Consider the following 23,046-nt stretch of genomic DNA (forward strand, 5'->3'; position numbering starts at 1 on the left):
TTGCCTTGCGGTCAATCCATCTCTAGGATTCGCGGCAATTTCGGAGAGTCATTCATGCGCCTGCCCATGGTTATATCCATCCTTGCCGTGACACTGCTATCCGGTTGCGCGCCTCAGGCAGACCAGGGAGCAGATATGGGCGAAGAGCGGGGTTTTTTCGAGCGCAGGAATGTCGCGCCGGATCCGAACGACGAGATCCGGGGACCGCGCAAAGCCGAACATGCTTTTGCACGCACTGCGCTGAGCTGTATCAATCGGCAATATCCCAACAAGATCAGCCATGTCATGCAAAGTGCGGCGGATGTCGCTGAACCGGTCCGTCTGACTCCGGTCTTCTATGGCTGTTTTGACTGGCACAGCGCCGTCCATGGACACTGGCTGCTGGTCCGTCTGTGGGGGCAGAATCTGGTGCCGGAAATGGATGCGGAAATTGTTGCGGCTCTGGCGAGCAATTTTACGACCGATCGCATTGCCGGGGAAATCGGCTATTTCAACGTCGAAGGTCGCGCGTCTTTCGAACGTCCCTATGGACTGGCCTGGTTTCTCCAGCTGACGGCGGAACTTCGGGAGATTGCGGCGGGTTCGGACGCCAAAGCTGAGCAGGCACAATCCTGGCTTGACGAATTGCAGCCACTGGAGGTGATTGTCGCGCAGCGGATCCGGGACTGGGTCCCGAAACTGGCTTATCCGATCCGGCTGGGGACGCACAACCAGTCCGCCTTTGCCTTTGGTCTGATCCTCGACTGGGCACGCGGCGCAGAGGATGCGCAAATGGAAGCACTCATTCGGGAAAAGTCCCTGGCTTTTCACCGCGATGACCGCAATTGCCCGATTGGCTATGAGCCATCGGGCGAGGATTTCCTGTCTCCTTGCCTGATGGTCGCCGACCTGATGCGGCGGATCATGGATGAAGCGGAATTTGCCGCGTGGCTATCCGGATATCTGCCCGATCTGCCGACCGAAGGCAGCGGAGACTGGTTGCAACCCGGAATTGTCAATGATCCGACCGATGGCAAGCTGGTTCACCTCGATGGCGTGAATCTGTCGCGCGCATGGGCGCTGGAGGGTGTCGCCTCCGCCTTGCCCGCCGACGATGCGCGTCGGGCGGGATTACTGGCAACCGCTCGCATCCATGGCGAAGCCGGCGAAGCATCTGTCAGCACTCCCCACTATGCCGGCAGCCACTGGCTGGCCAGTTTTGCGACCTATTTGCGAACGCAGCGCGGGATCGACCGACCCTTTGAAACGCCTGAGCCAGCGGCGGATTCCGCGGCTGATCCGGACGGGTGACTGACAATGATTACGGATGTGCCGGGAACACTGGAAAACCGGAGTGACCATCCACCGGCCTCCGCGCTTCGCTACCTGTTCCCGGTCAATCCCGGTATCGCAATTGGCAGCATGCTCGCGGTCTGGGGCACCTATTTTCTGTTCGCCACCATCTATGTCCAAATATTGCAACCCCCGTCACCCGCCCGCGCGACGGGGCAATATCTGCTGCTGACGGGTTTCGCGCTGGCGACGACCTGGGTTCTTTATCGCGTCCTGGCTTTTTTGGGAAGCGGGCGGATTTCCAGCGGATTAACGGTGCTGATCATTCCCGGACTTGCGCTGGCACTGCTTATTTCCTGGTTTGGAATGACATTCGTCGACCAGCAGGCTTTTTTCTCCGGCCGATTTGGCGGGGCGAATTTATCCGGGTCATTGGCAGAAACACGTGCCGCGCTGCTGCTGGCGACATTTGTGCATTTTTTGATCCTGGCCAGCTGGGGATGCGGCTATCTGGCATGGTCCCATGACCGCGCGACACAAAAGGCGATGGAGAAGAGCAGGCTGCTGGATCGATTGACCCGGGAAAGCGAGCTCCGCGCACTGCGATTCCAGCTCAATCCGCATTTTGTTTTCAACGCGCTCAATTCGGTCAGCAGCCTGATCATTGATCGCCGCAATTCGGAAGCCGAGCAGCTGGTTGAGCAGCTGGCCGATCTCATGCGGGTGGTGCTTGACGAAGGACAGCACCGGATGACTACGGTTGAGAAAGAGATCGAACAGCAGTCTCGCTATCTGGAGATCGAGAAGGTGCGGTTTCCTGACCGGTTGAACTATTCCTGCGAGATTGCAGTTGATGTCCGGGACTGGGAAGTTCCGGTTCTCATCATTCAGCCACTGGTGGAAAATGCGATCAAGCATGGCGTGGCGCAATTCTCTGGCGCTGTCCGGGTCGAGATATCGGCCCGCCGAGACGGCGACAGATTGCGGCTGGTTGTCGCAAATGATGGAGCAATATCGGGCACCGGAACGGAGGAGTGGCAAGCCGGGACCGGTCTGGCCAATGTCAGGGAGCGCCTGAAGGCCGTTTACGGATATGAGGCTGCACTGGAAACCGGCCATGATGCGGAAGGATTTGCCGTGGCCACAATCATCGTTCCGGATGCCGCCAAAGCGCTGCAGGTCAGGTGATGTCCGCGAACGGAGATCCGGCCGCTTGCAGTCCGATTCATGTTCTGGTCGTCGATGACGAGCCCCTGGCGCGCAATCGCCTGCGGGCACTTTGTCAGCGACTGGATTCGGTCGGATTGATTGATCTGTGTGACTCCGGAGAGGAAGCTTGCCAGAAAGTGCGCGATCACGGACCGGACCTGGTCTTGCTGGATGTGGATATGCCCGGCCTTTCCGGACTCGAGGTGGCAGATATGATCCGTTCGAATGCGGCGGCAGGGGACAAGGTGCCGGAAATCGTCTTCACCACCGCGCACAGCAGCTATGCAGCCCAGGCCTTTCGGCTGGATGCGGCAGACTATTTGCTCAAGCCTGTGAAACAGGCCCAGCTGGAGGAGGCGGTGGCCCGGGCCCGTGAGAGACTGCGTATCCGCCGGCAGGGCGATACAGCGCAGCCGCCGCCCTATCTGTGGGTGCAAGATGGAGCAGGCTCGGTCCAGATCCTTTGCCGAGATATCGCGTATATCCTCGCCGAACGAGACTATATGCGCCTGTGCCTGACTTCCGGTTTGTCCCGGCTGGTGCATGAACCGATGCATGTTCTGGAAGACCGGCTGCCGAGTGGAGATTTCTTGCGTATTCATCGTTCGACGATCGTGCGCAAAGCCGGAATCCGGGAGTTCCGGCGCGACGGCCGGCAGGTTCTGTGTGTCCTGCAATGTGGTGCGGAATTTCCGGTGGGGCCCAGCTACAAGAACAAGATTGGCCAGAATATTCGCACGCGATGATCCCGAATCAAGCAGGCGGTTCGGGTTTGTCTGATACCGTTTCGGAATAGCGGGGGGCCGGAGCCGGCTGCAAATGTCCACCAACATCGACAAAGGCCTGACGTTCGACATTATGTGGATGCTGCTTGGCTTCCGTCAGTGACAAAACCGGTGCGAAGCAGATATCCGTGCCTTCCATCAGCTCGCACCATTGGTCGCGGGTTTTGGAAAGAAACAGGGTGGTCAGCTTGTCTTTCAGCTTTGGCCACATCGCCGGGTTCATCTGGGCATCAAACTCGCTGTCATCTGCCAGCCCCGCAACTTCGCGGAGCTGCGCATAGAATTGCGGCTCGATCGAGCCGATGGAAATATATTTGCCGTCGGATGTCTCATAGGAGTCATAGAAATGCGCACCTGTATCGAGCAGATTGACACCGCGTTCATCCTGCCACTGACCAATGTTCTGAAAATCGAAAATCATCGCCATCAGCGCCGCCGAGCCGTCGGTCATCGCGCAGTCCACCACCTGGCCCTTGCCGCCGGTTTTGGCATGGAGCAGCGCCGATACCATGCCGAGCGCCAGCATCATGCCGCCACCGCCAAAATCGCCGACCATGTTGATCGGCGGTGTCGGCTTCTGGCCAGCGCGGCCGAATGCATGGAGCGCGCCGGAGATGGAAATATAATTGATGTCATGCCCCGCTGCCTGTGCAAGCGGGCCATATTGCCCCCATCCGGTCATCCGGCCGTAGACCAGCCCCGGGTTATCGGCGAGCAGCACATCGGGACCCAGTCCGAGTCGTTCCATCACGCCCGGGCGGAAACCTTCGATCAGGCCGTCCGCTTCGCGGACAATGTCACGTGCCTGCCGGATTCCCTCGGCAGATTTGAGGTCAATCTCGACCAGCTTGCGTGATCTGGAAAGTGCCAGCCGGGGATCCGGTGGACGACCCGGCCGGTGCAGGACGGTGACAGTCGCGCCCTGGTCGGCGAGCATCATGCCGCAAAAAGGTCCGGGGCCGATCCCGGCAAATTCAACGATATGTATTCCTGCAAGAGGTCCCGCCATGATCTGCTCCGTTTAATCGCGTGATTAAACGTCCTAGGCCGGGCAGGCGGAGGAAATCAAGTCTTCTGAATAGCCGTTGCCGGCTGACGGGGTCAGCGCGGGCGCTGGCCGTGGGCAAGCGGCTTGTGTTTGGCGGCCTGCTTCCTCAGATAATGCGGCAGTTCCAGCTTCGACTGACCCACCGGTTTGCGCGCCAGTTTTGGATCAATGGCGTGATCAAAGGCGACACCGAAACGACCCTGGGCCACCCAGGCCACATGGCCGGTCACCTTGCCGATATTCCGCAATTCGAGCTCGATCCGGTCACCGCGTTTGGCCCGGACGGCGGCTTCTGCCATCAGTCCGCCAGCCGACAGGTTGCGCACCCGCACGTCGCCGCAATCATCGCCGTCAACAAATTTGAGACGGGCCTGAAGAAACAGGCTGTCGCGATCGACTTCCCGCTTTGGCATCCCGCTGGTCTGATTGTCAGGGCCGAGATTCTCGTCATATGGCTCTATCATTTGCAACCCATTCCTGGTTTGATCATTCGCTCGTTAACAGACCGAATAGCGCGCAAATGATGGAAAATTGGTTAAAATTTCGCGCGGTTTTGTTGATCTTGATGATCAGGACATTCTGATGGATTGGGAAGGGGCATCCGCGTCCGAGGCACGTCGTCATTCGCGAACGCCTGGCCAGTGCAGCTGAGTCGATTACTTTATATTCAACAAAAAATCTGCAAAGAGTATTTTAAGCTATTGATCTCGAGAGATTTTCTCGTTTCTCTCATGCGCTTCTTGCGCCTCGACCGTCATCGTAGCGATGGGCCGGGCCTTCAGGCGCTCGAGCGAGATCGGCTCGCCGGTGACCTGACAATAGCCATATTCTCCGTCCTCGATTCGCTGCAAAGCGGCGTTGATCTTGGATGTCAGCTTGCGCTGGCGGTCGCGGGTTCGCAACTCCAGTCCCCAGTCGGTTTCGCTGGATGCGCGATCATTCAGGTCAGCTTCCTGTATCGGTCCGTCCTGCAAATGTGCCAGCGTTTCCTTGGACTCGTCAATTATCTCTTGTTTCCAGGTCTCTAGCAGCTGTTTGAAATATGCCAGCTGAAGTTCATTCATGAACTCTTCGTCGTCAGCAGGGTGATAGCCGTCAGGCAGGACAACATCATTGGTCGTCATATTCTTCGAGTTGGATTTTTTCTTCGCCGAGGACGCCACAACACTCTCCAACATTTGCCCCCAATCCTGCCCGGACTGGTGAGGGAAGGCCATAGGGCGGGCCTATAACCATGGGTCGTATCGGAGACAAGTCGCAAATTGAAACCCGGAAGAAAATTTTGACTTTCCGGTGCAGCGGTGTCGTTCGTCCTGGATTGCGATCACCCACTTCGCGGTTCGGGACCGGCGCGTAAAGCTGCGGGAATTCCGGATGTCGCCTGCCGACTTGCAAGCTGTTCTGACCGGTTTTCTCAACACTTCAGCCGAAATTGGTATCAAATCGGGACATTAACTTTGCCCGGTCACGGATTGATCTGATTTTCCGGAATTTAATTGGCCCAAACAAGGTTAACGCAATTGTTATTAACTTTTTCTTCTGCGCTTCTGATCCATGTCGGAACCGAAAGGGCACCACCTGCACAGGGGGTTTGCGCTGGAGGCTCCAAAGCGGAAGAGAGAAGATACTATGTCGGTACGGATGGCTTTAGCGAAATTATGTGCTTGCACATGTGGCGGTGCACTGATCGGCGGCGGCGCAGTCCATGTGACGGAAGCACCTGCGGCTCCCTATGTCAAAAAAGCTGACTCGAAAAAGAAATATCGCAAACGGGTTTTGCGCAAGGGTGAATCGGCGCGCAAGGTCAAACGTATCCGGCGGACGGTTACGACCAAGACCGTGACGGCCTGTGCACCGAGTGTTGTCAAAATTGCGCAGACGCCTGCACCTCTTCCTCCGCCACCCTATATCCCGGCTCCCCTGCCTCCGGTTCCCGTTCTGGAAAGCGGCGGCGGTTCGGTTCCTGTTGTCATCGGTGGCAGCGGTGGCTTCGGTGGCGGCGGCGGATTCTTTGGCGGATTCTTCGGCGGCGGTGGCAGCGGTGGCGGCAGTGTCGTCATCTCGTCCACCAGCACCGGCGGTTCCACCAGCACCTCGACCGGCGGCAGTTCGACCAGTGGTGGGTCGACCAGCACATCTTCGGGCAGCATCAGCAGCTCGACCGGCGGCGTGAGCACGTCCACCGGCGGGGTCAGCACTTCCACGGGCGGCGTCAGTACGTCTACCGGTGGCAGCAGCTCGTCATCATCCTCCTCATCATCCTCAAGCAGTTCGAGTTCCTCGAGCAGCTCGTCCAGTTCGTCCGGTTCCAGTGGGGGTTCCAATGGCGGCAAACCGCATCCTGGGGGCAGCACCGGTTCGACCGGCGGCTCGTCGGGATCAAGTGGTTCATCGGGCAGTTCCGGATCTTCCGGTTCTTCGGGCGGATCTTCTGGCGGTTCCAGCAGCTCCAGCAGCTCCGGTTCGTCCAGCAGCTCGGGCTCCTCGAGCAGCAGTGGTGGCTCGGGCGGCAGTTCCGGCTCGTCTGGTGGCAGCGGCGGATCGGGCGGCAGCTCCGGTTCTTCCGGTGGCAGCGGCGGATCTTCCAGTTCGTCCAGCAGTTCCGGTTCCTCCAGCAGCTCCAGTTCGTCCAGTGGCGGATCGTCGGGCAGCAGCTCTGGTGGATCCGGAGGCAGTGGTGGCTCTTCGAGCAGCGGTGGCAGCTCCTCGAGCAGCAGCTCGTCCAGCTCAAGCTCCAGTTCTTCGAGCAGTTCGACCTCTTCCGGCGCAACCGGCGGATCCTCGAGCTTTGGCGGAACCTCAAGCGGCTCGAGCAGCTCCAGCTCGTCGAGCAGCAGTTCTTCCAGCTCGAGTTCAAGTTCTTCGAGCAGCAGCTCATCCTCGGGCGGTTCGACCGGCGGTTCCACAGGCGGGACTCCGGTTCCGGCACCTCCCGTCGTCCTGCTCTTCGGTGCAGCAGCAGCAGCGCTGTTCGCGCGCCGCCGCATCGGGAAAAAGGCAGCCGACGCCTGAGCAGCGGTTTTTGAACTCCATTCTGGGGCGGCCGGGTCAAACCGGCCGCCCTATTTTTGCGAGGATTGCCCTTGATCGTACCCGGCAGGCTCGGCATAGGCATGAGCCCATGCATGATCTGAAATATATTAGAGAAAACCCGGCCGATTTTGACGCGGCTCTGGCGCGTCGCGGCGATGACCCGGTCTCGGCCCGGATACTGGAACTCGACGAACGCAGACGCGCGCTCCAGACCGAGGTTCAGATGGGGCAGGCGCGCCGCAACGAAGCTTCCAAGGCGATTGGCAAGGCCAAGGGGCAGGGTGATGAAGAAACCGCCCAAGCCCTGATGGCAGAGGTCGCCGAACTGAAGCAGAAACTGCCGACCCTTGAAGAGGAAGAACGACAGGTTGGCGAAGAGCTGAAAAATGCGCTGGCTGTCATCCCCAATCTGCCGGCTGCGGATGTACCGGCTGGCGCGGATGAATCCGACAACCTGGAGGTCGCAACCTGGGGCCAGCCACGGGACTTTGATTTTGCACCGCAGGAACATGCCGATATCGGTCCGGCCTTAGGGATGGACTTTGAAACCGGTGTCCGCATGTCCGGTGCGCGTTTCACTTTTCTGCGCGGGCAGATGGCACGTTTGCATCGCGCTTTGGGCCAGTTCATGCTGGATCACCAGACCGGCAATCATGGCTATGTCGAATGCAACCCGCCGGTTCTGGTGCAGGATGAGGCCATGTATGGTACCGACAAGCTGCCGAAATTTGCGGAAGATTCCTTCCGGACGACCGACGATCTCTGGCTAATCCCCACCGCAGAAGTCAGCCTGTCCAGTTCGGTCATGGGAGAAATTGTCGAGGAAGCGGCTTTGCCGATGCGCCTGACCGCCCTGACATTATGTTTCCGGTCCGAGGCCGGATCGGCCGGACGTGATACACGCGGGTTCATCCGCCAGCATCAGTTTGAAAAATGCGAACTGGTCAGCATCACGAAGCCCGAAGACAGTGACGCAGAACATGAACGGATGGCTGCGGCGGCCGAATCGGTGCTGCAGGCGCTGGAACTGCCCTATCGCAAGATGTTGCTCTGCACGGGAGACATGGGTTTTGGAGCGAGGAAAACCTATGATTTGGAAGTCTGGCTGCCCGGGCAGGGGAGCTATCGCGAAATCTCGAGCATTTCCAACACTGGCGATTTCCAGGCACGGCGCATGAATGCGCGTTTCCGGCCCGACGGCGAAGCGAAGGGGACGCAATTTGTGCATACGCTGAACGGATCGGGGCTGGCAGTGGGCCGGACGCTTGTCGCGGTGATCGAAAATTATCAGCAGGCTGACGGATCTGTTACAATCCCGGATATATTGCAGCCCTATATGGGCGGCGTCACCACACTGGAACCGCAAAACTGATGCGCATTTTGTTGACCAATGATGACGGTTTTGATGCCCCCGGCATGAAGGTGCTGCTCGATATCGCCCAGACATTGTCCAATGATCTGTGGATTGTCGCGCCATCTGAAGAAAAATCCGGCGCCGGTCATTCCCTGACCCTCACGCGCCCGCTGCGCATCCGCCAGCGCGGGGATCAGCAATATTCCGTTGATGGCACGCCGACCGACAGCGTGATGATGGCGGTTGCGAAGATCATGAAAGACGGCCCGCCCGACCTGATCCTGTCCGGGGTCAATCGCGGCGCCAATCTGGGAGAAGACGTCACCTATTCCGGTACAGTATCGGCGGCAATGGAAGGCGCATTGGCCGGCATTCCATCCATCGCGCTCAGCCAGTGTTATGCAAGAGGGGATCTCGGCAATGATGTCCCGTTCGATGCCGCCTTGCATTGGGGCGAAAAGGTCCTCCGCCCGCTGATCAAGCAGCGCATGGATCACCGGACGCTGGTCAACATCAACTTTCCCGCCGGTCCCGCTGATGACGTGAAAGGGGTGCGCGTGGTGTCCCAGGGCATTCGCGATTATGGCCGGTTGCAGATTGTCAGCAATCGGGATCCGCGGGGCTTTGAATATCACTGGTTCGGACTGGGGCCGATGGTGGAAACGCCGGCGCACAGTACAGATCTTGAAGCAACCGCGGATGGCTATGTATCGGTTACGCCGCTCCATCTTGATCTGACCCACTATGAATCGATGGACGCACTTGCGCGGCTCTACGGCAAGTAGCCGTTCCGGTCGCCTTGTGCCGTCGAACCGGTTCGGCTCAACCTGGGCTGGCAAGACCCTGTTTTGCTGCTAGAAAGACGGCCAGTTTTGAAGACCTGCTGTTCATGGGGGCATCCATGCGTAATCTGATCCTTCTCGTTCTGGCTGGAACGTTGTCGGCCTGCATCCCGCCGGGTCAGGACTATAGCTGGCCGCAAAATGAAGCAGTTCCTGACACCGCACCGGACCGCGTACCTATGCTGCGAACGGACGAGGCCGCATTCGGTTCAGCCCGGATCGACTCGCAACCCGCACCCTGGCAGGCGCGCGGCGTCGTGCCGGTCGCACTCGATGTCGAGGACATGACCTATGTGGTGAAGCCGGGTGACACGTTGCGCGGAATCGCCAACACCACCGGCGCCGGTTCCCAGATTATCGCGAAGAAAAACGGGCTGGTTGCGCCTTATGTGATCAACCCCGGGCAACGACTGTCCATCCCCGGCGGTCGCTATCACCGGGTCAGTTCCGGTGAAACGGGAATTGCGATCGCCCGGGCCTACGGGGTGCCCTGGCGAGAGGTTGTTGATCTCAATGGACTGGAAGAACCCTATGTATTGCGGGTTGGCCAGAAATTGCTGTTGCCCGCCTCCGCACCTGCGGATCCGGTCAATATGAGCCTCGAGCAGCGCGCGGCGGCCTTCCGGCTGGATATCGATGATATCGTGACTGGGGGTCAACCGGCGCTGGCGGACCCTGCCAGCCAGGTAACCGTTTCGCCGCCACCCTCTGACTGGCGCAAGGCGGTGATGCCGGAGAAGCGTGTCGCTCCGCCTTCAGCCTTTGCCGGCCGATTCAATTGGCCCGTCGAAGGAAAGCTGCTATCCGGATTCGGTAGCAAAGGCGGTGGCGTGGTAAATGACGGTCTGAACATTGCGGTATCGGAAGGCACGCCCATTCGTGCAGCTGCGGATGGTGTTGTCGCTTACAGCGGGGACGAGATCGACGTTTTTGGCGGGCTGATCCTCATCAATCACGGATCGGGATGGGTCACGGCCTATGGTCATGCGGCCCGGCTGAATGTCGAACGGGGCGAAAAGGTCCGGGCGGGTGACGTGATCGGTCTGGCAGGCGAAAGCGGTTATGTTGAGGAACCGCAACTGCACTTTGAAATTCGCAAGAACCGCAAGCCGGTAGACCCGGCTCTCCACCTGCCGAAGCGGACCTGATCGACATATGGCGCGCAGAACCCGGCACATGCTGTCTGACTATCTGACGTTGCGGCGGCGTTCGAGCCTGCCGGTCTGGGCAGATATCGCGTGGCGGGTTCTGTTTGTGCTCGGTCTTATCGGCACGGCTGTCGCTGTGCACTGGTTTGATCGCAACGGTCTCCAGGACAGCTATGACGGCGATGTCAGCTTTCTGGATGTCATTTATTTCACGATGATCTCGATCACCACAACCGGTTATGGTGACATCGCGCCAGTTACGGAACGCGCGCGCATGTTCGATGCACTGGTGGTGACTCCTATTCGCATCTTTGTCGTGCTAATCTTCGTCGGCACGGCCTATAATTTCGTACTCAAGAGAACCTGGGACAACTGGCGCATGAAACTTATTCAAGGCAATTTGCACGACCATATCGTGATCGCAGGATTTGGCACCAGCGGCAAGGAAGCTGTCCAGGAGCTGATTGCGCGCGGGACCAATCCGGAAGATATCGTGGTGATTGATCCCTATGACGAGGCGCTGGCTGCGGCGGAGCAACTGGGCTGTGCGGTCATCAACGGCGACGCCACGCGGGACGTTGTGCTGCTCGACGTCAAGATATCCCGCGCCCGGTCAATGATCGTGTCGGCAGGTCGGGATGACACCAGCATCCTGATTGTCCTGACCGCGCGTCATCTTGCCTATCATCTGCCGATCAGCGTGTCGGTAAAGGCCGCCGACAATGAATTGCTGGCCCGTCAGGCCGGCGCGACCACGGTGATCAATCCCGTCAGCTTTGCCGGGTTGCTGCTCGCCGGCAGTTGCGAAGGCGCGAAAATTTCAGATTATCTCAGTGATCTGGCCTCCGCGACTGGCCGGGTGAAACTGGTTCAGCGGGAGGTTGAACAGGACGAAGTTGGAATGGCGATGAACGATGTCGTCAAGGATGGGCTGGGAGTGCGTATCTACCGCGGCAATGATGTTTATGGCTTTTGGGAACCGCAGGTTCAGAAACTTGAAGAGAAAGACGTCATTGTCGAGATCATTCCCGGCAATGGCGCGCCGGCAGAAAGCGACGAAGAAAAGGCAGCGACGTCATGACCGACATCAAAGAAATTCCCATGCCGACCGGTCTGCGTCCACCTGGACCGCTGGCGCAGGTCAGCGAATTTGCCTTTCCGCTCGATCTCGCCCGGTTCAGTTTGCAATGGCCAAGGCTGATAACCGCGCCGCGCGGCGATGGACGGCCGATATTCCTCTTGCCTGGCTATGGTGCGAGCGAGCGTTCCATGATTCCGTTGCAACGCTTTCTCGAGCGCCTCAACTATGACGCATCGGATTGGAATCTTGGGACGAACACGGGTGCCGTAAACCGCTACATCGCTCATTTTGGCGAGGTGGCGGAGGCACGTTTCTCCGAAAATGGCGGGCAGCCCTTCACACTGATTGGCTGGTCCCTTGGCGGGGTCATCGCACGCGAGGCGGCACGATTATTTCCCGAAATGGTGCGTGAAGTGATCACCATGGGCACACCGATTATCGGCGGACCCAAATATACCGCGGTCGGTGCCCGCTATGCCCGGTCGGCGAGCATCGAACTGGATGAATTCGAACGGGAAGTACATGAACGGAACAGCATCGGTTTCAAACAGCCGCTGACCGTCATCTATTCCAACCGCGACGGTATTGTCGGTCCGGATATCGCGAAGGACATCTACAATCCTCAGGCGCGCAACATTCGGGTCGATGGCGGGCATCTCGGCCTCGGGTTCAATCCGAAAGTCTGGCGGATCATTGCCGATACACTGGCAGGCAAGGCCTGAGTTACTGGCAATAAAAATGGGCAGGTTGTTGCCAACCCGCCCATTTTATTACTGCAGCTGCTTTATCTGATCTGAATCAGGTCGTCTGGAAGGTCACTTTGCGGCGACGGGTCCGCAGGGCGCTACCGACGGCGCCAAAGCCGAAGATCATGAAAGCCCAGGTTGCCGGTTCAGGAACCGCACCCGCATCAGCGATAACGAAAGCCGTTGCGACGTCACAGCAAAACTGGTCCAAATCAAGCGTGCTGGAGCCGAATGCGCCATTGAGGTTCTGATTTCCGGTGAAGAAGTTGAACCCACCAACTGAATTGGCCATCGTGTCAAGACGGTAAGTCGCCCCGTTGCTGCTCGATACACCAACGCTGTAGGTGGTCCCGGTGTTAAACGTAAAGTTTAATGGGTTGCTGAAATAATAGTCTTCTCCAACATCAACAAAAGATTGAATGGCCGATGTAAACAGATTGGCTCCTGTATTCGCGTCAAAGATCAGGAATTGTAGATCTGAGTCCCCGTCGATGTCTGCCAGAATGCCAAAGCTGGAAATCGAGATCGCCGAGTCGACGGTCAATCGCCCCATCGGTGCGCTACCAGCTCCACGGGACGTGCTCTGCTGCCCAACACCAGGATCGTGATGGAATATCGTTGTGGCGGACGCCGTGCCAGCCATCATCAGCGCCGTTGCTACGCCGGTTGCATAGGTTAAAGATTTCTTCAGTCGCATTGATTTACCCCACATCTGAAAATTCGATTTTGCAGACCCATGTTCAAACTATCTGACATATGGCCTGAAAGCAAACTCCTTTTCAGACTGTTAACCATGTTATTGGAGGAGCTTTGGCAGGTTCCGCGGCTTGAGATTGTCTCGCAACGGTCCTAGGCTCTTCGAAAAGGAGAGAGACGATGGGCGAGTTGCAAAGGCTTCCGGCGAACAGTGATCCCGATACGCTGGCACAGGTTCTGCGCGATGACGGGGCAGCGATTGTTGAAAATGTCCTCGATCCCGCAGCTCTGGATCAGCTGAAATCCGAAATTATGCCCTATGTCGAGGCGACCGAACCGGGGCGGGATGATTTTACCGGGCGCCACACCACGCGAACCGGTGCTCTGGTGGCGCGTTCTCCGGCCTGCCGCGAACTGGTCATGAACAAGCTGATCCTGGGCGGAGCCAATGCCTTTCTCGATCCGTTCTGTGAACGCATCCAGCTGCATCTGACGCAGCTGATCCGCATCCGGCCCGGGCAGGGCAAGCAGCCGCTGCACCGTGACCGGCTGGCCTGGGGCGGGTTTTTGCAAGACAGCATCGAACCGCAATTCAACACGATCTGGGCCGTCACGGACTTTACCGAAGAAAACGGAGCGACGCAGGTGGTGCCCGGATCCAGCAAATGGGAAGCCGGACGCGAAGCCAGGCCGGAGGAGATCCGGTATGCCGAAATGGCCGCCGGCTCGGTACTGGTCTATTCGGGATCGGTCATCCACAGCGGCGGGGCGAACCAGGCTGACCATGACCGGATGGGGCTCAACATTACCTATGCGCTGGGCTGGTTGCGACAGGAGGAGAACCAGTATCTCTCTTGTCCGCCGCATATTGCAAAGGACTTCGATCCCGCGCTGCGCGATCTGCTCGGTTACTGCATGGGCAGCTATGCACTGGGCTATTTCACCCCGCCAACCGGACCAGGTGAAAATCCCGAAGTCGTGCCGCCGGAATTCCTGTTCAGCGGCAAGGTGACCGACTGGAGCGAAGGTGATGATCTCTACGAAAAAGTCTCGGAACGCGCGTGTGCCGGGCCGGTTTGACGCCAGTTTTGGATAGCTGGAAGACGGGTCTCAGTACCAATTTGTGCCGACCGACGTTCCGGGCAACCGGCATGTCAGCATCATGCGCGCGCTATCGGCGGCATTTGGTGCCGGTGAATGCAAAATTCTGAGATCCATGAACCAGGCATCACCCGCCCGGCCGGTCAATTCCATGACCCGCACATTGACATCGCCAATTTTTCCCTGAGTCTCATCAAGCCGTGCAATCGGGTCGCGGTCCGGATTGAACAGGGACCGGAAATAGGGTTCTCTGGCAAGCCGCCGCTTGAACTCTTTGGAGCGAAGCTGGCCCGCATGATTGAGCAGGTGGTGCGATCCCGCGACGGCAAGTGTCCCACCGCCCGTGGGTTCAACATCGTCCAGAAACGCAAATAATTGCAGGCCGGGCGAGATATTTTTGCCGGACCTCGGCGCGTCCACATGCCAGACATCATGCGGAACCGACCATGATGACGCGCCCGGGAGCGTGAACAAAATCTGTTGCCCGGGCGGCATCAGGGTGACCGATTCACCCAGAAGACGTTCGGCAAGGTCGAGCAGGTCCGGCGTGACGAGATTTGGGAAACTGTCGGAATGGGTCAGCGCATTGACCGCGGCACGAAACTCCTTGGCGCCGGTAAATCTCGACTGCGATCGCTCCCAGCCAGTCGCAGAGTGCAAGCCGTGTTTTGCGCCGATCCGGACAATGGGATCACGGGCAGATTCCACCTCTGCCAACGAGAACAGCTGGTCTATCCTCGTGATCCCCCATGTGGTCAGGTCTTGTCTGTGCCGCTCGATATCGATCATGCAGGAGCCAGTAGCACGGATGGGAAATGGAGTCTGCTTTCGGCAGGTGATGGACCATCCGGCTTTCCGCCTACCAGTCTATTCCGGCAGGCTGATCAAATGGGCGATCATCCGGGTTCCTTCAAATACCGCCGTATCTTCCACATTGATGCCATCTTCCACGAAGACGAAATCGAAGACGCGATCCTGATCGACATCGCTGTGTAACATGACCAGGAACTTGTCACCGGCACCGGCAGGATGTTGAATCCGGATGGCGACATCGGCGTTCTGTCCCGCGTCCAGATACGTGAAACCGGACACGATATCTCCGTCCGGACGTCCGTCGATCACGGGGTGCAGGACGAGCCAGCCGGGCTTTTCAATTGTCACTTCGGGAAAGGTCAGCCTGGTACTGTTGGCCCTGAGAGTAGACACGTCGGCGCCGTCAACCCGGACGGACGATGCAACTGTGTCCGCTTTTTGCCGGGTCACACCCTCGACCTGAATCGCGTTGGCAGCGCCATTGCCCATGGTAATCTGGGCTCTCTGGGGTGTTTCCTGCGCAGCAGCTGGGACCGACAGAAATGCCAGTGAAAGAGCCGTGGCAAGCGCGCCTTTGATATGCATGACCGGAACCTCTCCATCCTGTTTGATATGGTTTTGCCTGACTATGGATGGGAATTCCGAACAACACAATAGCCGGGCGGCTGGCGGTATCGGCCTGTGTTTTGGCTATTTTTCTTCCTGTCCCGCCACCCACCAGTCATGCATGGCCATGAACATGTCCTGCAGGTCATGCGCTCTTTTGGTCGCCGTATATTCCACCCTGGGGGGCACTTCGGGATAGATTTTCCGTTTGACCAGCCCATCCGCTTCCAGCGCGCGGAGCTGTTTTGTCAGCATGGTCTGGGTGACGCCGTCGATCATCCGGCGCAGCTCATTGAAACGTTTCATCCCTTTAAAAATCAGGATCTGCAAAATGATCAATTTCCATTTGCCCCCGATCAGCTTGGCAATGTCCGGCATCGGACAGGGCTCGCTTTCAAATGCTGCAGAAGGGGGTTTTTGGCTCGATTTCAACCGGTTCATTTTACGCTCCAAAAAAGATACTTGGTACCAATAATACTACTATATACGAAAATTCTGCCTACTTGTGAAATGTTACCACGTGATTCATTTTCCGGCAAATCATGCAACAACCAGGAAAGTGATTCTCCATGTCGATGAAAATATATGCTGTATCCGGTGCGCCTCGGCCCTGGCGGGTTTTGGCGGGGCTTGCCTTCAAGGAACTGGGCTATGACATCCATTATCTTGAAGCGTCAAAGCGCGAACACAAGGCACCCGAATATCTGAAAATCAATCCGCGCGGGACTGTCCCTTCTCTGGTGAGAGGAGACCTGATCCTGCGCGACTCGATCGGCATTCTCGCCTGGCTTGACCGGGAATTCCCCGATCAGCCGCTATTCGGCCGAAACGCCAATGAAGCTGCCAGCATCTGGCAGTCCGTTTTCGAAAGCGCGGACTATTTGCGGTCTGCGCATAATGCGGTGTTCTTTCCAATATTGGTGGAGGGAAAATCAGTAACTGCGCTGCCAGCGGAGGAGCAAGCGGAAAAGAAGGAAGCGGCCAGGCGGCTCAAAGCCGAATGCCAGAGACTCGAAGACATGCTCCAAATCCGGCCCTATCTGTGCGGGGAAAATCCGACTGCAGCCGATGCCGTAGCTTTTCCGGACATTCGCCTGATCCAGCGGGCACTGGAGTTGAAGCCAGAAGACATGGCCATGCTGGATCTCGACCGGCCGGACCGGGATTTTCCCAAACTCGAAGCCTGGAAATCCCGTATCGAGGCGTGGCCCGGAATGGCGAAGACCATGCCGCCGCACTGGGCTTCGTAAAATGAAAGCAACCCGACAGGATACCCCGATGCCCAATGAAAATTTCACCCGTACCATTTCCGTTTCCGCAAGCGTCGACAAAGCCTATTGGGCGCTGACACAAGGCATGCACAAATGGTGGACAACGCCCGACCGGCCCATGGTCAGAACGGGAGATCGCTCCAAATTCACCTTTCCGCCGGGACGGAGCTTCTGGACATTCGAAGCCGTGGCGCTGGAGCCGGGAAAACTGGTGGAGATGCGCTGCGTTGAAGCACTCCATTTGCACGAAGGGCAGCCCGCAGACATCGAGCAGGAGTGGCTGGATACCCGCGTACGCTGGGATATCAAAAGCTGTGAGGAGGGCGCTGAAATAACGCTGGAGCATATTGGCCTGGTGCCGGATCTGTTGTGCCATGGTATTTGTTCAGCCGGCTGGGACATGTTCTTCACAAACAGTCTCAAGCAGTTTCTGGACACCGGCACCGGCCATCCCCATCCGTCCACGCAAAAAGAAGCGCAGGCCGGATGAGAATGCCCGGCACCGCTCGCCCGTTAAAGCCGCTGACAATATAACAGCGACGGAATCGCCTTTGCAAAACCGGCCTTCTGGTAGGCGCGCCGGGCCGGGGCGTGGCTGGCATCGCCGCCGGTCCCGACAGTCACCGCCAGCATGCCCGCCTCTTTCATTTGGCCGAGCGCATGGTTGTACAAAGCGGTTCCGATGCCTTGTCCGCTATCATGCGGATGGACGGCGTTGAGACCTATCTGGCCGACCTTGCTTTTGCTGTTGACGGACCAGCTGCAAAAGCCCGCAACCCGGTCATCAACTGTCGCCACGCAGATGTGAAAACGGGAGTCCGGATCACAGACCTGGTCCAGATGATCGGCCTGCTCGGCTTCTGCACCGGCGTAAACAACGGCAGCAATTGAGTCGCCGAGCAAGTCGCGAAAAGACCCGAAGACGGGTTTAAACGCGGCGGCACGGATGTCTTGCACCCTGTCCATATCGGCTTCGGCAAAGGGGCGAATGGTAATTGGGGAATAGCTCATAATGTCCTCTTGAATCTCATGAATGTTCGTGTGGCAGGCCGGCGGCCATTCCATCAGGAACGTCCGTTTCGGCGAGGGTGCCGCATGCGCAAGGGCGGGGCACCAGCCTGAAGAGGAGGATCTGTCGACGATCTGTGTGTCAGAATGTCACTGGCAATAATTGCGTCCCGCCGATCCGCGATCTTCCGGAGGAAGGATCATGGCGTTCGGGGAACGGAATATTCCGATGTCCTCAATTCAGGCGGTAATCTGCACTAACATCCGGAGGTCTCTCTGTTGCGGGACTGTCTTTTGAATAGGTACCAGTATCATGACCGTCAAGGTGCCGGTCAGCTGTGTCCCCTAACTGCGTTCATAGGCCAGCTGCATCCAGGCCTTCACGTCGTCGTCCAGATCATCGACATTTTCCAGACGCACCCGGTGGCTACACATGGCATTGTAGCTTTCCAGCCGCCCTTCTGCTTTCTCGCCTTTCAGCGCCAGCCCGAGATCGACGCGGGATTTTGTTGCAGGCGTGATGAGGGCAAACTGTTTGGACCGTCTCAGACTGACCGACGCCTTTTTGGGGGCAATCTCGACATCTGCTCCCAGGGTCTGCGCGAAGGCCACGACTGCATCGTGAATTGGCTTCAATCCGGCCTTGGCTCCGCCATATTGCGCGGTCACCAGATCTGCTTCGCCAACGGGCTCGGGATTGAGCGCCTTGCTGGCGACCAGATTGGCAAAACCGTGCGTCATGCCGTGATCGGTTTTCAGATATTTGACGATCTGGCCGTGCTTCTCCATTCCCGTGCCGTGAACGATTTTGAGCCAGTCCTCGAGCGCCTTTCCGGTTTTTTCGGGCATGTTGGCAATCATGCTTTGCGCCATTTCTTCCGGTGTTGCCATTTGCTCCTCCTCTATTTCAATTTGTCATGCAGGCTGCTCAGCGGCCAATATTCGCTACGGCATTGTCTGGGTGTCATGAATCCCATGACTGGTCCGAGCCAGGTGACCATCTTGCCGCTGAGCAAGGGCGATCCGGTTTCGGCCAGCGCCTTGAGGTTGCCGGTGATGAACGGTCCACCCTGTGCCATCGATTTTTCGGTGCGGGTACCGGTCGCAACATTTTCTGTTGTCAGTGTGAACTCGGTGACCCCGTTGGATTCTTTCAGGTCATAGGTGACCATGCAGGGGGGATCGTCAAACTGGGTGAACTTGAAGCTGTGTGCGTAGCGATGCGGCGGATCAAATTCGAGCACTTCGCCAACCACGCTGGTATATTTGCCATTTCGGCTCTGCATCGCCATCGGAGCGCCGGGTTTCAGGCCGGTGGTGTGGCACACGGCGCCGAAGAAAAAGGGCAGGACCTCGTCAGTCTGGACCAGAAGATTCCAGACGGTCTCGATCGGGGCGTTGATCATCGCCTTGTACATGGCCTTGCCTGAACTTTTTGCGGGTTCCGGCGCATTGCTGCTGTCTGTCATGGTTTTTCTCCTCCCTCTGCGGTTTTCCTTTCAGCCAGATCCTTGAGCGCGGTCACTCTCCCCGCCCAATAGGCGCCATATTCATCGCTCCAGCGTTCGTGGATCATCTGCAAGGGCACCAGATTGAGATAGAGCAGGCGGGATCGCCCGTCTTTCTCGCTGATCACCAGACCGGCTTTTTCCAGCACCGCCAGATGATTCATGATCGCGATACGGCTGACATCGAATGATCGGGCGAGCACGCCCACGCCCTGTCCGGGCTGATCCCGGAGCAGATCGAGTATCTTGCGCCGTGTCTCGTGGGACAGGGCGTGGAAGATCTGATCCATATGCGACTCGTCAAGCATGTATATATGTAATTACATTATTACATATAAGTCAAGTCGCAAGGTTTCAGGCGGCGTTCAAGCGTCCAGTTCGTCCATTTTTCGGTCGGTTACAGTACCGTCAACCCAGCCAGGCGTGCACGCAACCCATGGCCGTGTAGAAGAGCAACCAGTAGCCCGCGTCGATGAAAAATAGCGCCTTGCCCTTTTGCGAGAACAGATAATTGGTTCCGATGGCCGGCACGATGAAGCCCAGTGCGACACCAAATGCGGTGAGCACCTTGACTGCAAAGCTCAGGTCCACGGCATAGGTTGCGAACGTATGGGCCAGAGTCCAGGAGGCGACAAGGCTGAAGGCAAAGGCTCCGCCATAGATCATCCCCATATTTCCGCCCTTGATGTCTTCCTCGGTCAGTCCGACAGCACCCATCCATTTCTTGCCCATGACCGGGCCGTACCAGATCCCCCCGACCACAAAGCCGGCCAGTGCGGCGACAACGACCGCGATCCAGTTGACGTCAAATATATTCATTTCATCCTCCCCAAAATTTATGAACCTGCTGGTTTTACACTCAAATTCCGAATTTCGCCAGTCAGCGACGGGGTTTGCTGCGCTGCCGCGGCACTGGAGGCGTGACTCGGCCAGAAATTCCGCCTAAAGGCTCCCCCATCATGGCAACCGCAATTCCTTCCCCGCCCAAAGTCGGCATGGTGTCCCTGGGCTGTCCCAAGGCGCTGGTCGACAGCGAACGCATTCTGACACAGCTCCGTTCCGACGGATATGACCTGTCGCCGGACTATGCCGGCGCGGATGTCGTGCTGGTCAATACCTGCGGCTTTCTGGACAGCGCCAAGGAAGAAAGCCTTGAAGCCATAGGCGAGGCCATGGCGGAAAACGGCCGGGTCATCGTCACCGGTTGCATGGGCAATGAAGCCGATACCATTCGCGCGCGCTTTCCTGAGGTGCTGGCTGTCACCGGTGCCCATCAATATGAAGATGTCGTCACCGCCGTACATGCCGCAGCTCCCGCGGCACGGGGGGCGTTTGTTGACCTGGTGCCGGAAGCAGGCCTGAAACTGACCCCGCGTCATTACAGCTATCTCAAGATTTCCGAAGGCTGCAATCACCGCTGTTCCTTCTGCATCATCCCCTCGCTGCGCGGTGATCTCGTGTCGCGTCGGCCGGATGCCATTTTGCGGGAAGCCGAAAAGCTGGTGGCGGCGGGCACCAGGGAACTGCTGGTTATCTCGCAGGACACATCGGCCTATGGCGTCGATATCCGGCACCAGTCGCGGCCGTGGAATGGTCCGGTTGGCCAGGGCAGGGAAGTCCGCGCCCACATGACCGATCTCGCGGAAGCGCTGGGCGAACTGGGTGTGTGGACCCGGCTGCACTATGTCTATCCCTATCCGCATGTCGACAAGGTCATCCCGCTGATGGCCGACGGCAAGATCACGCCCTATCTCGACATTCCCTTCCAGCATGCCGCGCCCAATGTTTTGAAGCGGATGAAGCGGCCCGCCAATGAAGCAAAGGTGCTGCAGCGGGTGAAGAGCTGGCGCGACATCTGTCCGGACCTCACCATTCGCTCGACCTTTGTGGTCGGCTTCCCGGGTGAGACGGAAGAGGATTTTCAGTATCTGCTCGACTGGCTGGAAGAAGCCCAGCTCGACCGGGTCGGCGGCTTTCGTTTCGAACCGGTCGAAGGCGCTGCTGCCAATGATCTGGACGGGGCCGTGCCGGAAGAGGTCAAGGAAGAGCGTTATCAGCGCCTGATGGAAAAAACCGCAGGGATCAGCGCCGCAAAGTTGCAGGCCAAGGTCGGGCGGACATTGCCCGTAATCATCGATGACATTGGCGAACCGGACGAAGATGGCGACATCGGTGCGACCGCCCGGTCACAGGCCGATGCGCCGGAAATTGACGGCAATGTCTTCCTGCGCGATGCCGGAGAGACGCTTGCCGTCGGAGACATTGTCGATGCGCTGATCGAAGACGCCGACGCGCATGACCTTTATGGCGTGCCGGTCAGCTGAGTTCGCTGTCCTTCCGGTCGGCAGCTCCTTCGGCGGAGACTCTGGCTCCTCTTTCCGATCTTTCCGACATCTCTTGCCGTTGCATTTCCAGCGCAGCGCTATGATTTGCCGCTTCCATCCCGAACCGGAAAAATTCGGCGACTGACAGCTCTTCAGATTTGCTCATTTTCTATTCTCCTCAAGTGTGTGTCATTGTTATAACACACCTTGAAGCGGGAAACGAGATGATATTTCCCGGTCGTCCGGAAAATGTCCAAAGAGTCGAAGACGCCGGCGATTGCGTGCTAGTAATCAAATCCGGGATTGGTCCGGTTGAGCTTGCGCATCAGGCCGGGCCAGATCAGGTTGTCTCCTAGCCCCGGCGCAAAGGCGGGTGCACTTTGCTGGAAGACGCGGTGTCCCATGTCTTCGCTTTCCTCGTGCAGCTTGTCGGCACTGCCCACGGACTGCGCCATGATCTGGGTCTTGCAGGCATTTTCAAGGAAATACATGCGCAGGAATGCGATGGCGCAATTCGGTCCGACGGTCAGCGTGCCGTGATTGCGCAGGATGAGCAGGCTCTTGTCGCCCATGTCGGCGATCAGCCGCTCGCGCTCGTCCAGTTCCAGCGCGATACCCTCATAGTCATGATAGGCCACGTCATCATGCACCTGCATCGAAAACTGCGTGTAGCGCCGCAGGCCGTCCTTCTGGACCGAAACGGCGATGCCATAAGGCGTGTGCACGTGAATAACACAGCCGGCATCCTCACGCGCACTGTGTACCGCGCTGTGGATCGTGAACCCGGCCGGATTGATGAAATAGGGCGTATCCTGCTTGATATTTCCATCGAGGTCGATCTTGACCAGCGAAGACGCGGTCATTTCATCGAACATCACGCCATAGGGGTTGATCAGGAACCGTTCTTCGCCATCCTCATCGGGCAGCCGTGCGGAGATATGGGTGAAGACCAGATCTGTCCAGGCATGCATGGCGCACAGGCGATAGGTCGCGGCCAGATCACAGCGCAATTGCCATTCTTCCGGCGAAACTTTCCCCTCCAGTCGATCGATAGTGGACGGATCCGGAATGTTGAACCCGGCGGTTACGGGCATTGCGGTGGCAGCATCTTTGACGGCGGTGGCCATGAGTAGTTCTCCTGACAGAAAAATATCGGACGGAATGCCTTTCGGACAATTCTCATTTTGCATCGCGGAAGGTA

The 23,046-nt window shown here is 58.0% G+C and carries 27 protein-coding genes; 12 read left to right on the forward strand and 15 right to left on the reverse strand.

Features of this window, described 5'->3' with window-relative positions; all coding sequences use genetic code 11:
* Positions 1–54 precede the first annotated feature (54 nt).
* From BUQ90_RS07955 to BUQ90_RS07965, 3 genes are read left to right on the forward strand one after another with little or no spacing between them, the layout of a single operon-like run.
* A complete protein-coding gene (locus BUQ90_RS07955; RefSeq protein ID WP_239447370.1) occupies positions 55–1,290 on the forward strand; it encodes a DUF2891 domain-containing protein in 1,236 nt (411 codons plus the stop codon).
* A 6-nt stretch (positions 1,291–1,296) separates the two neighbouring features.
* Complete coding sequence (locus BUQ90_RS07960; protein WP_074204480.1) at positions 1,297–2,460, forward strand: sensor histidine kinase; 1,164 nt, start codon at positions 1,297–1,299, stop codon at positions 2,458–2,460.
* A complete protein-coding gene (locus BUQ90_RS07965; protein ID WP_074204481.1) occupies positions 2,460–3,227 on the forward strand; it encodes a LytR/AlgR family response regulator transcription factor in 768 nt (255 codons plus the stop codon). Before BUQ90_RS07960 ends, BUQ90_RS07965 begins: the two co-directional genes overlap by 1 nt.
* Before the next feature lie 7 nt (positions 3,228–3,234).
* Here BUQ90_RS07965 and BUQ90_RS07970 read toward each other — a convergent pair whose 3' ends face one another.
* The 4 genes from BUQ90_RS07970 to BUQ90_RS17860 all read right to left on the reverse strand — a co-directional run bounded on the left by BUQ90_RS07970 (position 3,235) and on the right by BUQ90_RS17860 (position 7,220).
* Positions 3,235–4,275 (reverse strand): CaiB/BaiF CoA transferase family protein, encoded by a 1,041-nt coding sequence (locus BUQ90_RS07970; protein WP_074204482.1) that lies wholly within the window; start codon positions 4,273–4,275, stop codon positions 3,235–3,237.
* Between the two features lie 92 nt (positions 4,276–4,367).
* Positions 4,368–4,778, reverse strand: a complete 411-nt coding sequence (locus BUQ90_RS07975) for a PilZ domain-containing protein (protein ID WP_239447371.1) — start codon at positions 4,776–4,778, stop codon at positions 4,368–4,370.
* Between the two features lie 234 nt (positions 4,779–5,012).
* Positions 5,013–5,438, reverse strand: coding sequence for an RNA polymerase-binding protein DksA (gene dksA, locus BUQ90_RS07980; protein ID WP_074204983.1), 426 nt, complete (start codon positions 5,436–5,438; stop codon positions 5,013–5,015).
* Between the two features lie 780 nt (positions 5,439–6,218).
* Complete coding sequence (locus BUQ90_RS17860; RefSeq protein ID WP_239447372.1) at positions 6,219–7,220, reverse strand: hypothetical protein; 1,002 nt, start codon at positions 7,218–7,220, stop codon at positions 6,219–6,221.
* 215 nt (positions 7,221–7,435) lie between these two features.
* Here BUQ90_RS17860 and serS point away from each other — a divergent pair, with 215 nt between their 5' ends.
* From serS to BUQ90_RS08010, 5 genes are all read left to right on the forward strand, one after another.
* Entirely contained in the window at positions 7,436–8,719 is a 1,284-nt protein-coding gene (gene serS, locus BUQ90_RS07990) for a serine--tRNA ligase (RefSeq protein WP_074204484.1), read from the forward strand.
* A complete protein-coding gene (gene surE, locus BUQ90_RS07995; protein WP_074204485.1) occupies positions 8,719–9,486 on the forward strand; it encodes a 5'/3'-nucleotidase SurE in 768 nt (255 codons plus the stop codon). The genes serS and surE overlap by 1 nt, the downstream gene beginning before the upstream one ends.
* Before the next feature lie 116 nt (positions 9,487–9,602).
* Positions 9,603–10,691 (forward strand): M23 family metallopeptidase, encoded by a 1,089-nt coding sequence (locus tag BUQ90_RS08000; protein ID WP_074204984.1) that lies wholly within the window; start codon positions 9,603–9,605, stop codon positions 10,689–10,691.
* 7 nt (positions 10,692–10,698) lie between these two features.
* On the forward strand, positions 10,699–11,772 hold the full coding sequence (locus tag BUQ90_RS08005; RefSeq protein WP_074204486.1) for a potassium channel family protein: 1,074 nt from the start codon (positions 10,699–10,701) through the stop codon (positions 11,770–11,772).
* Positions 11,769–12,494, forward strand: coding sequence for an esterase/lipase family protein (locus BUQ90_RS08010; protein ID WP_074204487.1), 726 nt, complete (start codon positions 11,769–11,771; stop codon positions 12,492–12,494). Before BUQ90_RS08005 ends, BUQ90_RS08010 begins: the two co-directional genes overlap by 4 nt.
* Before the next feature lie 76 nt (positions 12,495–12,570).
* Here BUQ90_RS08010 and BUQ90_RS08015 read toward each other — a convergent pair whose 3' ends face one another.
* Positions 12,571–13,215 carry a PEPxxWA-CTERM sorting domain-containing protein gene (locus BUQ90_RS08015; protein WP_074204488.1) on the reverse strand — a complete coding sequence of 215 codons (645 nt, stop codon included), beginning with the start codon at positions 13,213–13,215 and terminating at the stop codon, positions 12,571–12,573.
* A 179-nt stretch (positions 13,216–13,394) separates the two neighbouring features.
* Between BUQ90_RS08015 and BUQ90_RS08020 the strand changes: the two genes are divergently transcribed.
* Positions 13,395–14,294: a phytanoyl-CoA dioxygenase family protein gene (locus tag BUQ90_RS08020; protein WP_074204489.1), complete on the forward strand. Its 900-nt coding sequence runs from the start codon at positions 13,395–13,397 to the stop codon at positions 14,292–14,294.
* Between the two features lie 30 nt (positions 14,295–14,324).
* On the opposite strand, the gene BUQ90_RS08025 is transcribed toward BUQ90_RS08020, so the two are convergent.
* The 3 genes from BUQ90_RS08025 to BUQ90_RS08035 form a co-directional block, all read right to left on the reverse strand.
* Complete coding sequence (locus BUQ90_RS08025; protein WP_074204490.1) at positions 14,325–15,104, reverse strand: phytanoyl-CoA dioxygenase family protein; 780 nt, start codon at positions 15,102–15,104, stop codon at positions 14,325–14,327.
* 78 nt (positions 15,105–15,182) lie between these two features.
* Complete coding sequence (locus BUQ90_RS08030) at positions 15,183–15,713, reverse strand: DUF7282 domain-containing protein (protein WP_074204491.1); 531 nt, start codon at positions 15,711–15,713, stop codon at positions 15,183–15,185.
* Positions 15,714–15,818: 105 nt separating this feature from the next.
* Positions 15,819–16,175 (reverse strand): winged helix-turn-helix transcriptional regulator, encoded by a 357-nt coding sequence (locus BUQ90_RS08035; RefSeq protein ID WP_074204492.1) that lies wholly within the window; start codon positions 16,173–16,175, stop codon positions 15,819–15,821.
* Between the two features lie 128 nt (positions 16,176–16,303).
* Between BUQ90_RS08035 and BUQ90_RS08040 the strand changes: the two genes are divergently transcribed.
* Together BUQ90_RS08040 and BUQ90_RS08045 are read left to right on the forward strand one after the other, a co-directional pair.
* Complete coding sequence (locus BUQ90_RS08040) at positions 16,304–16,984, forward strand: glutathione S-transferase family protein (protein WP_084192566.1); 681 nt, start codon at positions 16,304–16,306, stop codon at positions 16,982–16,984.
* A 28-nt stretch (positions 16,985–17,012) separates the two neighbouring features.
* The gene (locus tag BUQ90_RS08045; protein ID WP_159437066.1) at positions 17,013–17,495 is read left to right on the forward strand and encodes an SRPBCC family protein; all 483 of its coding nucleotides are present in this window, start codon (positions 17,013–17,015) and stop codon (positions 17,493–17,495) included.
* A gap of 23 nt (positions 17,496–17,518) precedes the next feature.
* On the opposite strand, the gene BUQ90_RS08050 is transcribed toward BUQ90_RS08045, so the two are convergent.
* The 5 genes from BUQ90_RS08050 to BUQ90_RS08070 all read right to left on the reverse strand — a co-directional run bounded on the left by BUQ90_RS08050 (position 17,519) and on the right by BUQ90_RS08070 (position 20,340).
* On the reverse strand, positions 17,519–18,016 hold the full coding sequence (locus BUQ90_RS08050) for a GNAT family N-acetyltransferase (RefSeq protein ID WP_074204986.1): 498 nt from the start codon (positions 18,014–18,016) through the stop codon (positions 17,519–17,521).
* Between the two features lie 342 nt (positions 18,017–18,358).
* Entirely contained in the window at positions 18,359–18,904 is a 546-nt protein-coding gene (locus BUQ90_RS08055; RefSeq protein ID WP_074204494.1) for a DUF4287 domain-containing protein, read from the reverse strand.
* Positions 18,905–18,915: 11 nt separating this feature from the next.
* Positions 18,916–19,482, reverse strand: coding sequence for an SRPBCC domain-containing protein (locus tag BUQ90_RS08060; RefSeq protein ID WP_074204495.1), 567 nt, complete (start codon positions 19,480–19,482; stop codon positions 18,916–18,918).
* Positions 19,479–19,811, reverse strand: coding sequence for an ArsR/SmtB family transcription factor (locus BUQ90_RS08065; protein WP_204244752.1), 333 nt, complete (start codon positions 19,809–19,811; stop codon positions 19,479–19,481). The genes BUQ90_RS08060 and BUQ90_RS08065 overlap by 4 nt, the downstream gene beginning before the upstream one ends.
* Positions 19,812–19,929: 118 nt before the next feature.
* Positions 19,930–20,340 (reverse strand): DUF1761 domain-containing protein, encoded by a 411-nt coding sequence (locus tag BUQ90_RS08070; RefSeq protein ID WP_074204497.1) that lies wholly within the window; start codon positions 20,338–20,340, stop codon positions 19,930–19,932.
* Positions 20,341–20,480: 140 nt separating this feature from the next.
* Here BUQ90_RS08070 and rimO point away from each other — a divergent pair, with 140 nt between their 5' ends.
* The gene (rimO, locus tag BUQ90_RS08075; RefSeq protein ID WP_074204498.1) at positions 20,481–21,845 is read left to right on the forward strand and encodes a 30S ribosomal protein S12 methylthiotransferase RimO; all 1,365 of its coding nucleotides are present in this window, start codon (positions 20,481–20,483) and stop codon (positions 21,843–21,845) included.
* On the opposite strand, the gene BUQ90_RS17680 is transcribed toward rimO, so the two are convergent.
* Positions 21,838–22,011 carry a hypothetical protein gene (locus BUQ90_RS17680; RefSeq protein WP_159437067.1) on the reverse strand — a complete coding sequence of 58 codons (174 nt, stop codon included), beginning with the start codon at positions 22,009–22,011 and terminating at the stop codon, positions 21,838–21,840. The genes rimO and BUQ90_RS17680 overlap by 8 nt on opposite strands.
* Before the next feature lie 118 nt (positions 22,012–22,129).
* The gene (locus BUQ90_RS08080; protein ID WP_074204499.1) at positions 22,130–22,972 is read right to left on the reverse strand and encodes a class II aldolase/adducin family protein; all 843 of its coding nucleotides are present in this window, start codon (positions 22,970–22,972) and stop codon (positions 22,130–22,132) included.
* Positions 22,973–23,046: the final 74 nt, after the last annotated feature.

The organism is Parasphingorhabdus marina DSM 22363, from assembly GCF_900128895.1.
Lineage (GTDB): Bacteria > Pseudomonadota > Alphaproteobacteria > Sphingomonadales > Sphingomonadaceae > Parasphingorhabdus > Parasphingorhabdus marina.

Excerpts from the sequence above, each read along its gene's own strand:
- BUQ90_RS07955 (WP_239447370.1), top strand. The coding sequence starts at position 55 with ATGCGCCTGCCCATGGTTATATCCATCCTTGCCGTGACACTGCTATCC.
- BUQ90_RS07960 (WP_074204480.1), top strand. The coding sequence starts at position 1,297 with ATGATTACGGATGTGCCGGGAACACTGGAAAACCGGAGTGACCATCCA.
- BUQ90_RS07965 (WP_074204481.1), top strand. The coding sequence starts at position 2,460 with ATGTCCGCGAACGGAGATCCGGCCGCTTGCAGTCCGATTCATGTTCTG.
- BUQ90_RS07970 (WP_074204482.1), bottom strand. The coding sequence starts at position 4,275 with ATGGCGGGACCTCTTGCAGGAATACATATCGTTGAATTTGCCGGGATC.
- BUQ90_RS07975 (WP_239447371.1), bottom strand. The coding sequence starts at position 4,778 with ATGATAGAGCCATATGACGAGAATCTCGGCCCTGACAATCAGACCAGC.
- dksA (WP_074204983.1), bottom strand. The coding sequence starts at position 5,438 with ATGACGACCAATGATGTTGTCCTGCCTGACGGCTATCACCCTGCTGAC.
- serS (WP_074204484.1), top strand. The coding sequence starts at position 7,436 with ATGCATGATCTGAAATATATTAGAGAAAACCCGGCCGATTTTGACGCG.
- surE (WP_074204485.1), top strand. The coding sequence starts at position 8,719 with ATGCGCATTTTGTTGACCAATGATGACGGTTTTGATGCCCCCGGCATG.
- BUQ90_RS08000 (WP_074204984.1), top strand. The coding sequence starts at position 9,603 with ATGCGTAATCTGATCCTTCTCGTTCTGGCTGGAACGTTGTCGGCCTGC.
- BUQ90_RS08005 (WP_074204486.1), top strand. The coding sequence starts at position 10,699 with ATGGCGCGCAGAACCCGGCACATGCTGTCTGACTATCTGACGTTGCGG.
- BUQ90_RS08010 (WP_074204487.1), top strand. The coding sequence starts at position 11,769 with ATGACCGACATCAAAGAAATTCCCATGCCGACCGGTCTGCGTCCACCT.
- BUQ90_RS08015 (WP_074204488.1), bottom strand. The coding sequence starts at position 13,215 with ATGCGACTGAAGAAATCTTTAACCTATGCAACCGGCGTAGCAACGGCG.
- BUQ90_RS08020 (WP_074204489.1), top strand. The coding sequence starts at position 13,395 with ATGGGCGAGTTGCAAAGGCTTCCGGCGAACAGTGATCCCGATACGCTG.
- BUQ90_RS08025 (WP_074204490.1), bottom strand. The coding sequence starts at position 15,104 with ATGATCGATATCGAGCGGCACAGACAAGACCTGACCACATGGGGGATC.
- BUQ90_RS08030 (WP_074204491.1), bottom strand. The coding sequence starts at position 15,713 with ATGCATATCAAAGGCGCGCTTGCCACGGCTCTTTCACTGGCATTTCTG.
- BUQ90_RS08035 (WP_074204492.1), bottom strand. The coding sequence starts at position 16,175 with ATGAACCGGTTGAAATCGAGCCAAAAACCCCCTTCTGCAGCATTTGAA.
- BUQ90_RS08040 (WP_084192566.1), top strand. The coding sequence starts at position 16,304 with ATGTCGATGAAAATATATGCTGTATCCGGTGCGCCTCGGCCCTGGCGG.
- BUQ90_RS08045 (WP_159437066.1), top strand. The coding sequence starts at position 17,013 with ATGCCCAATGAAAATTTCACCCGTACCATTTCCGTTTCCGCAAGCGTC.
- BUQ90_RS08050 (WP_074204986.1), bottom strand. The coding sequence starts at position 18,016 with ATGAGCTATTCCCCAATTACCATTCGCCCCTTTGCCGAAGCCGATATG.
- BUQ90_RS08055 (WP_074204494.1), bottom strand. The coding sequence starts at position 18,904 with ATGGCAACACCGGAAGAAATGGCGCAAAGCATGATTGCCAACATGCCC.
- BUQ90_RS08060 (WP_074204495.1), bottom strand. The coding sequence starts at position 19,482 with ATGACAGACAGCAGCAATGCGCCGGAACCCGCAAAAAGTTCAGGCAAG.
- BUQ90_RS08065 (WP_204244752.1), bottom strand. The coding sequence starts at position 19,811 with ATGGATCAGATCTTCCACGCCCTGTCCCACGAGACACGGCGCAAGATA.
- BUQ90_RS08070 (WP_074204497.1), bottom strand. The coding sequence starts at position 20,340 with ATGAATATATTTGACGTCAACTGGATCGCGGTCGTTGTCGCCGCACTG.
- rimO (WP_074204498.1), top strand. The coding sequence starts at position 20,481 with ATGGCAACCGCAATTCCTTCCCCGCCCAAAGTCGGCATGGTGTCCCTG.
- BUQ90_RS17680 (WP_159437067.1), bottom strand. The coding sequence starts at position 22,011 with ATGAGCAAATCTGAAGAGCTGTCAGTCGCCGAATTTTTCCGGTTCGGG.
- BUQ90_RS08080 (WP_074204499.1), bottom strand. The coding sequence starts at position 22,972 with ATGGCCACCGCCGTCAAAGATGCTGCCACCGCAATGCCCGTAACCGCC.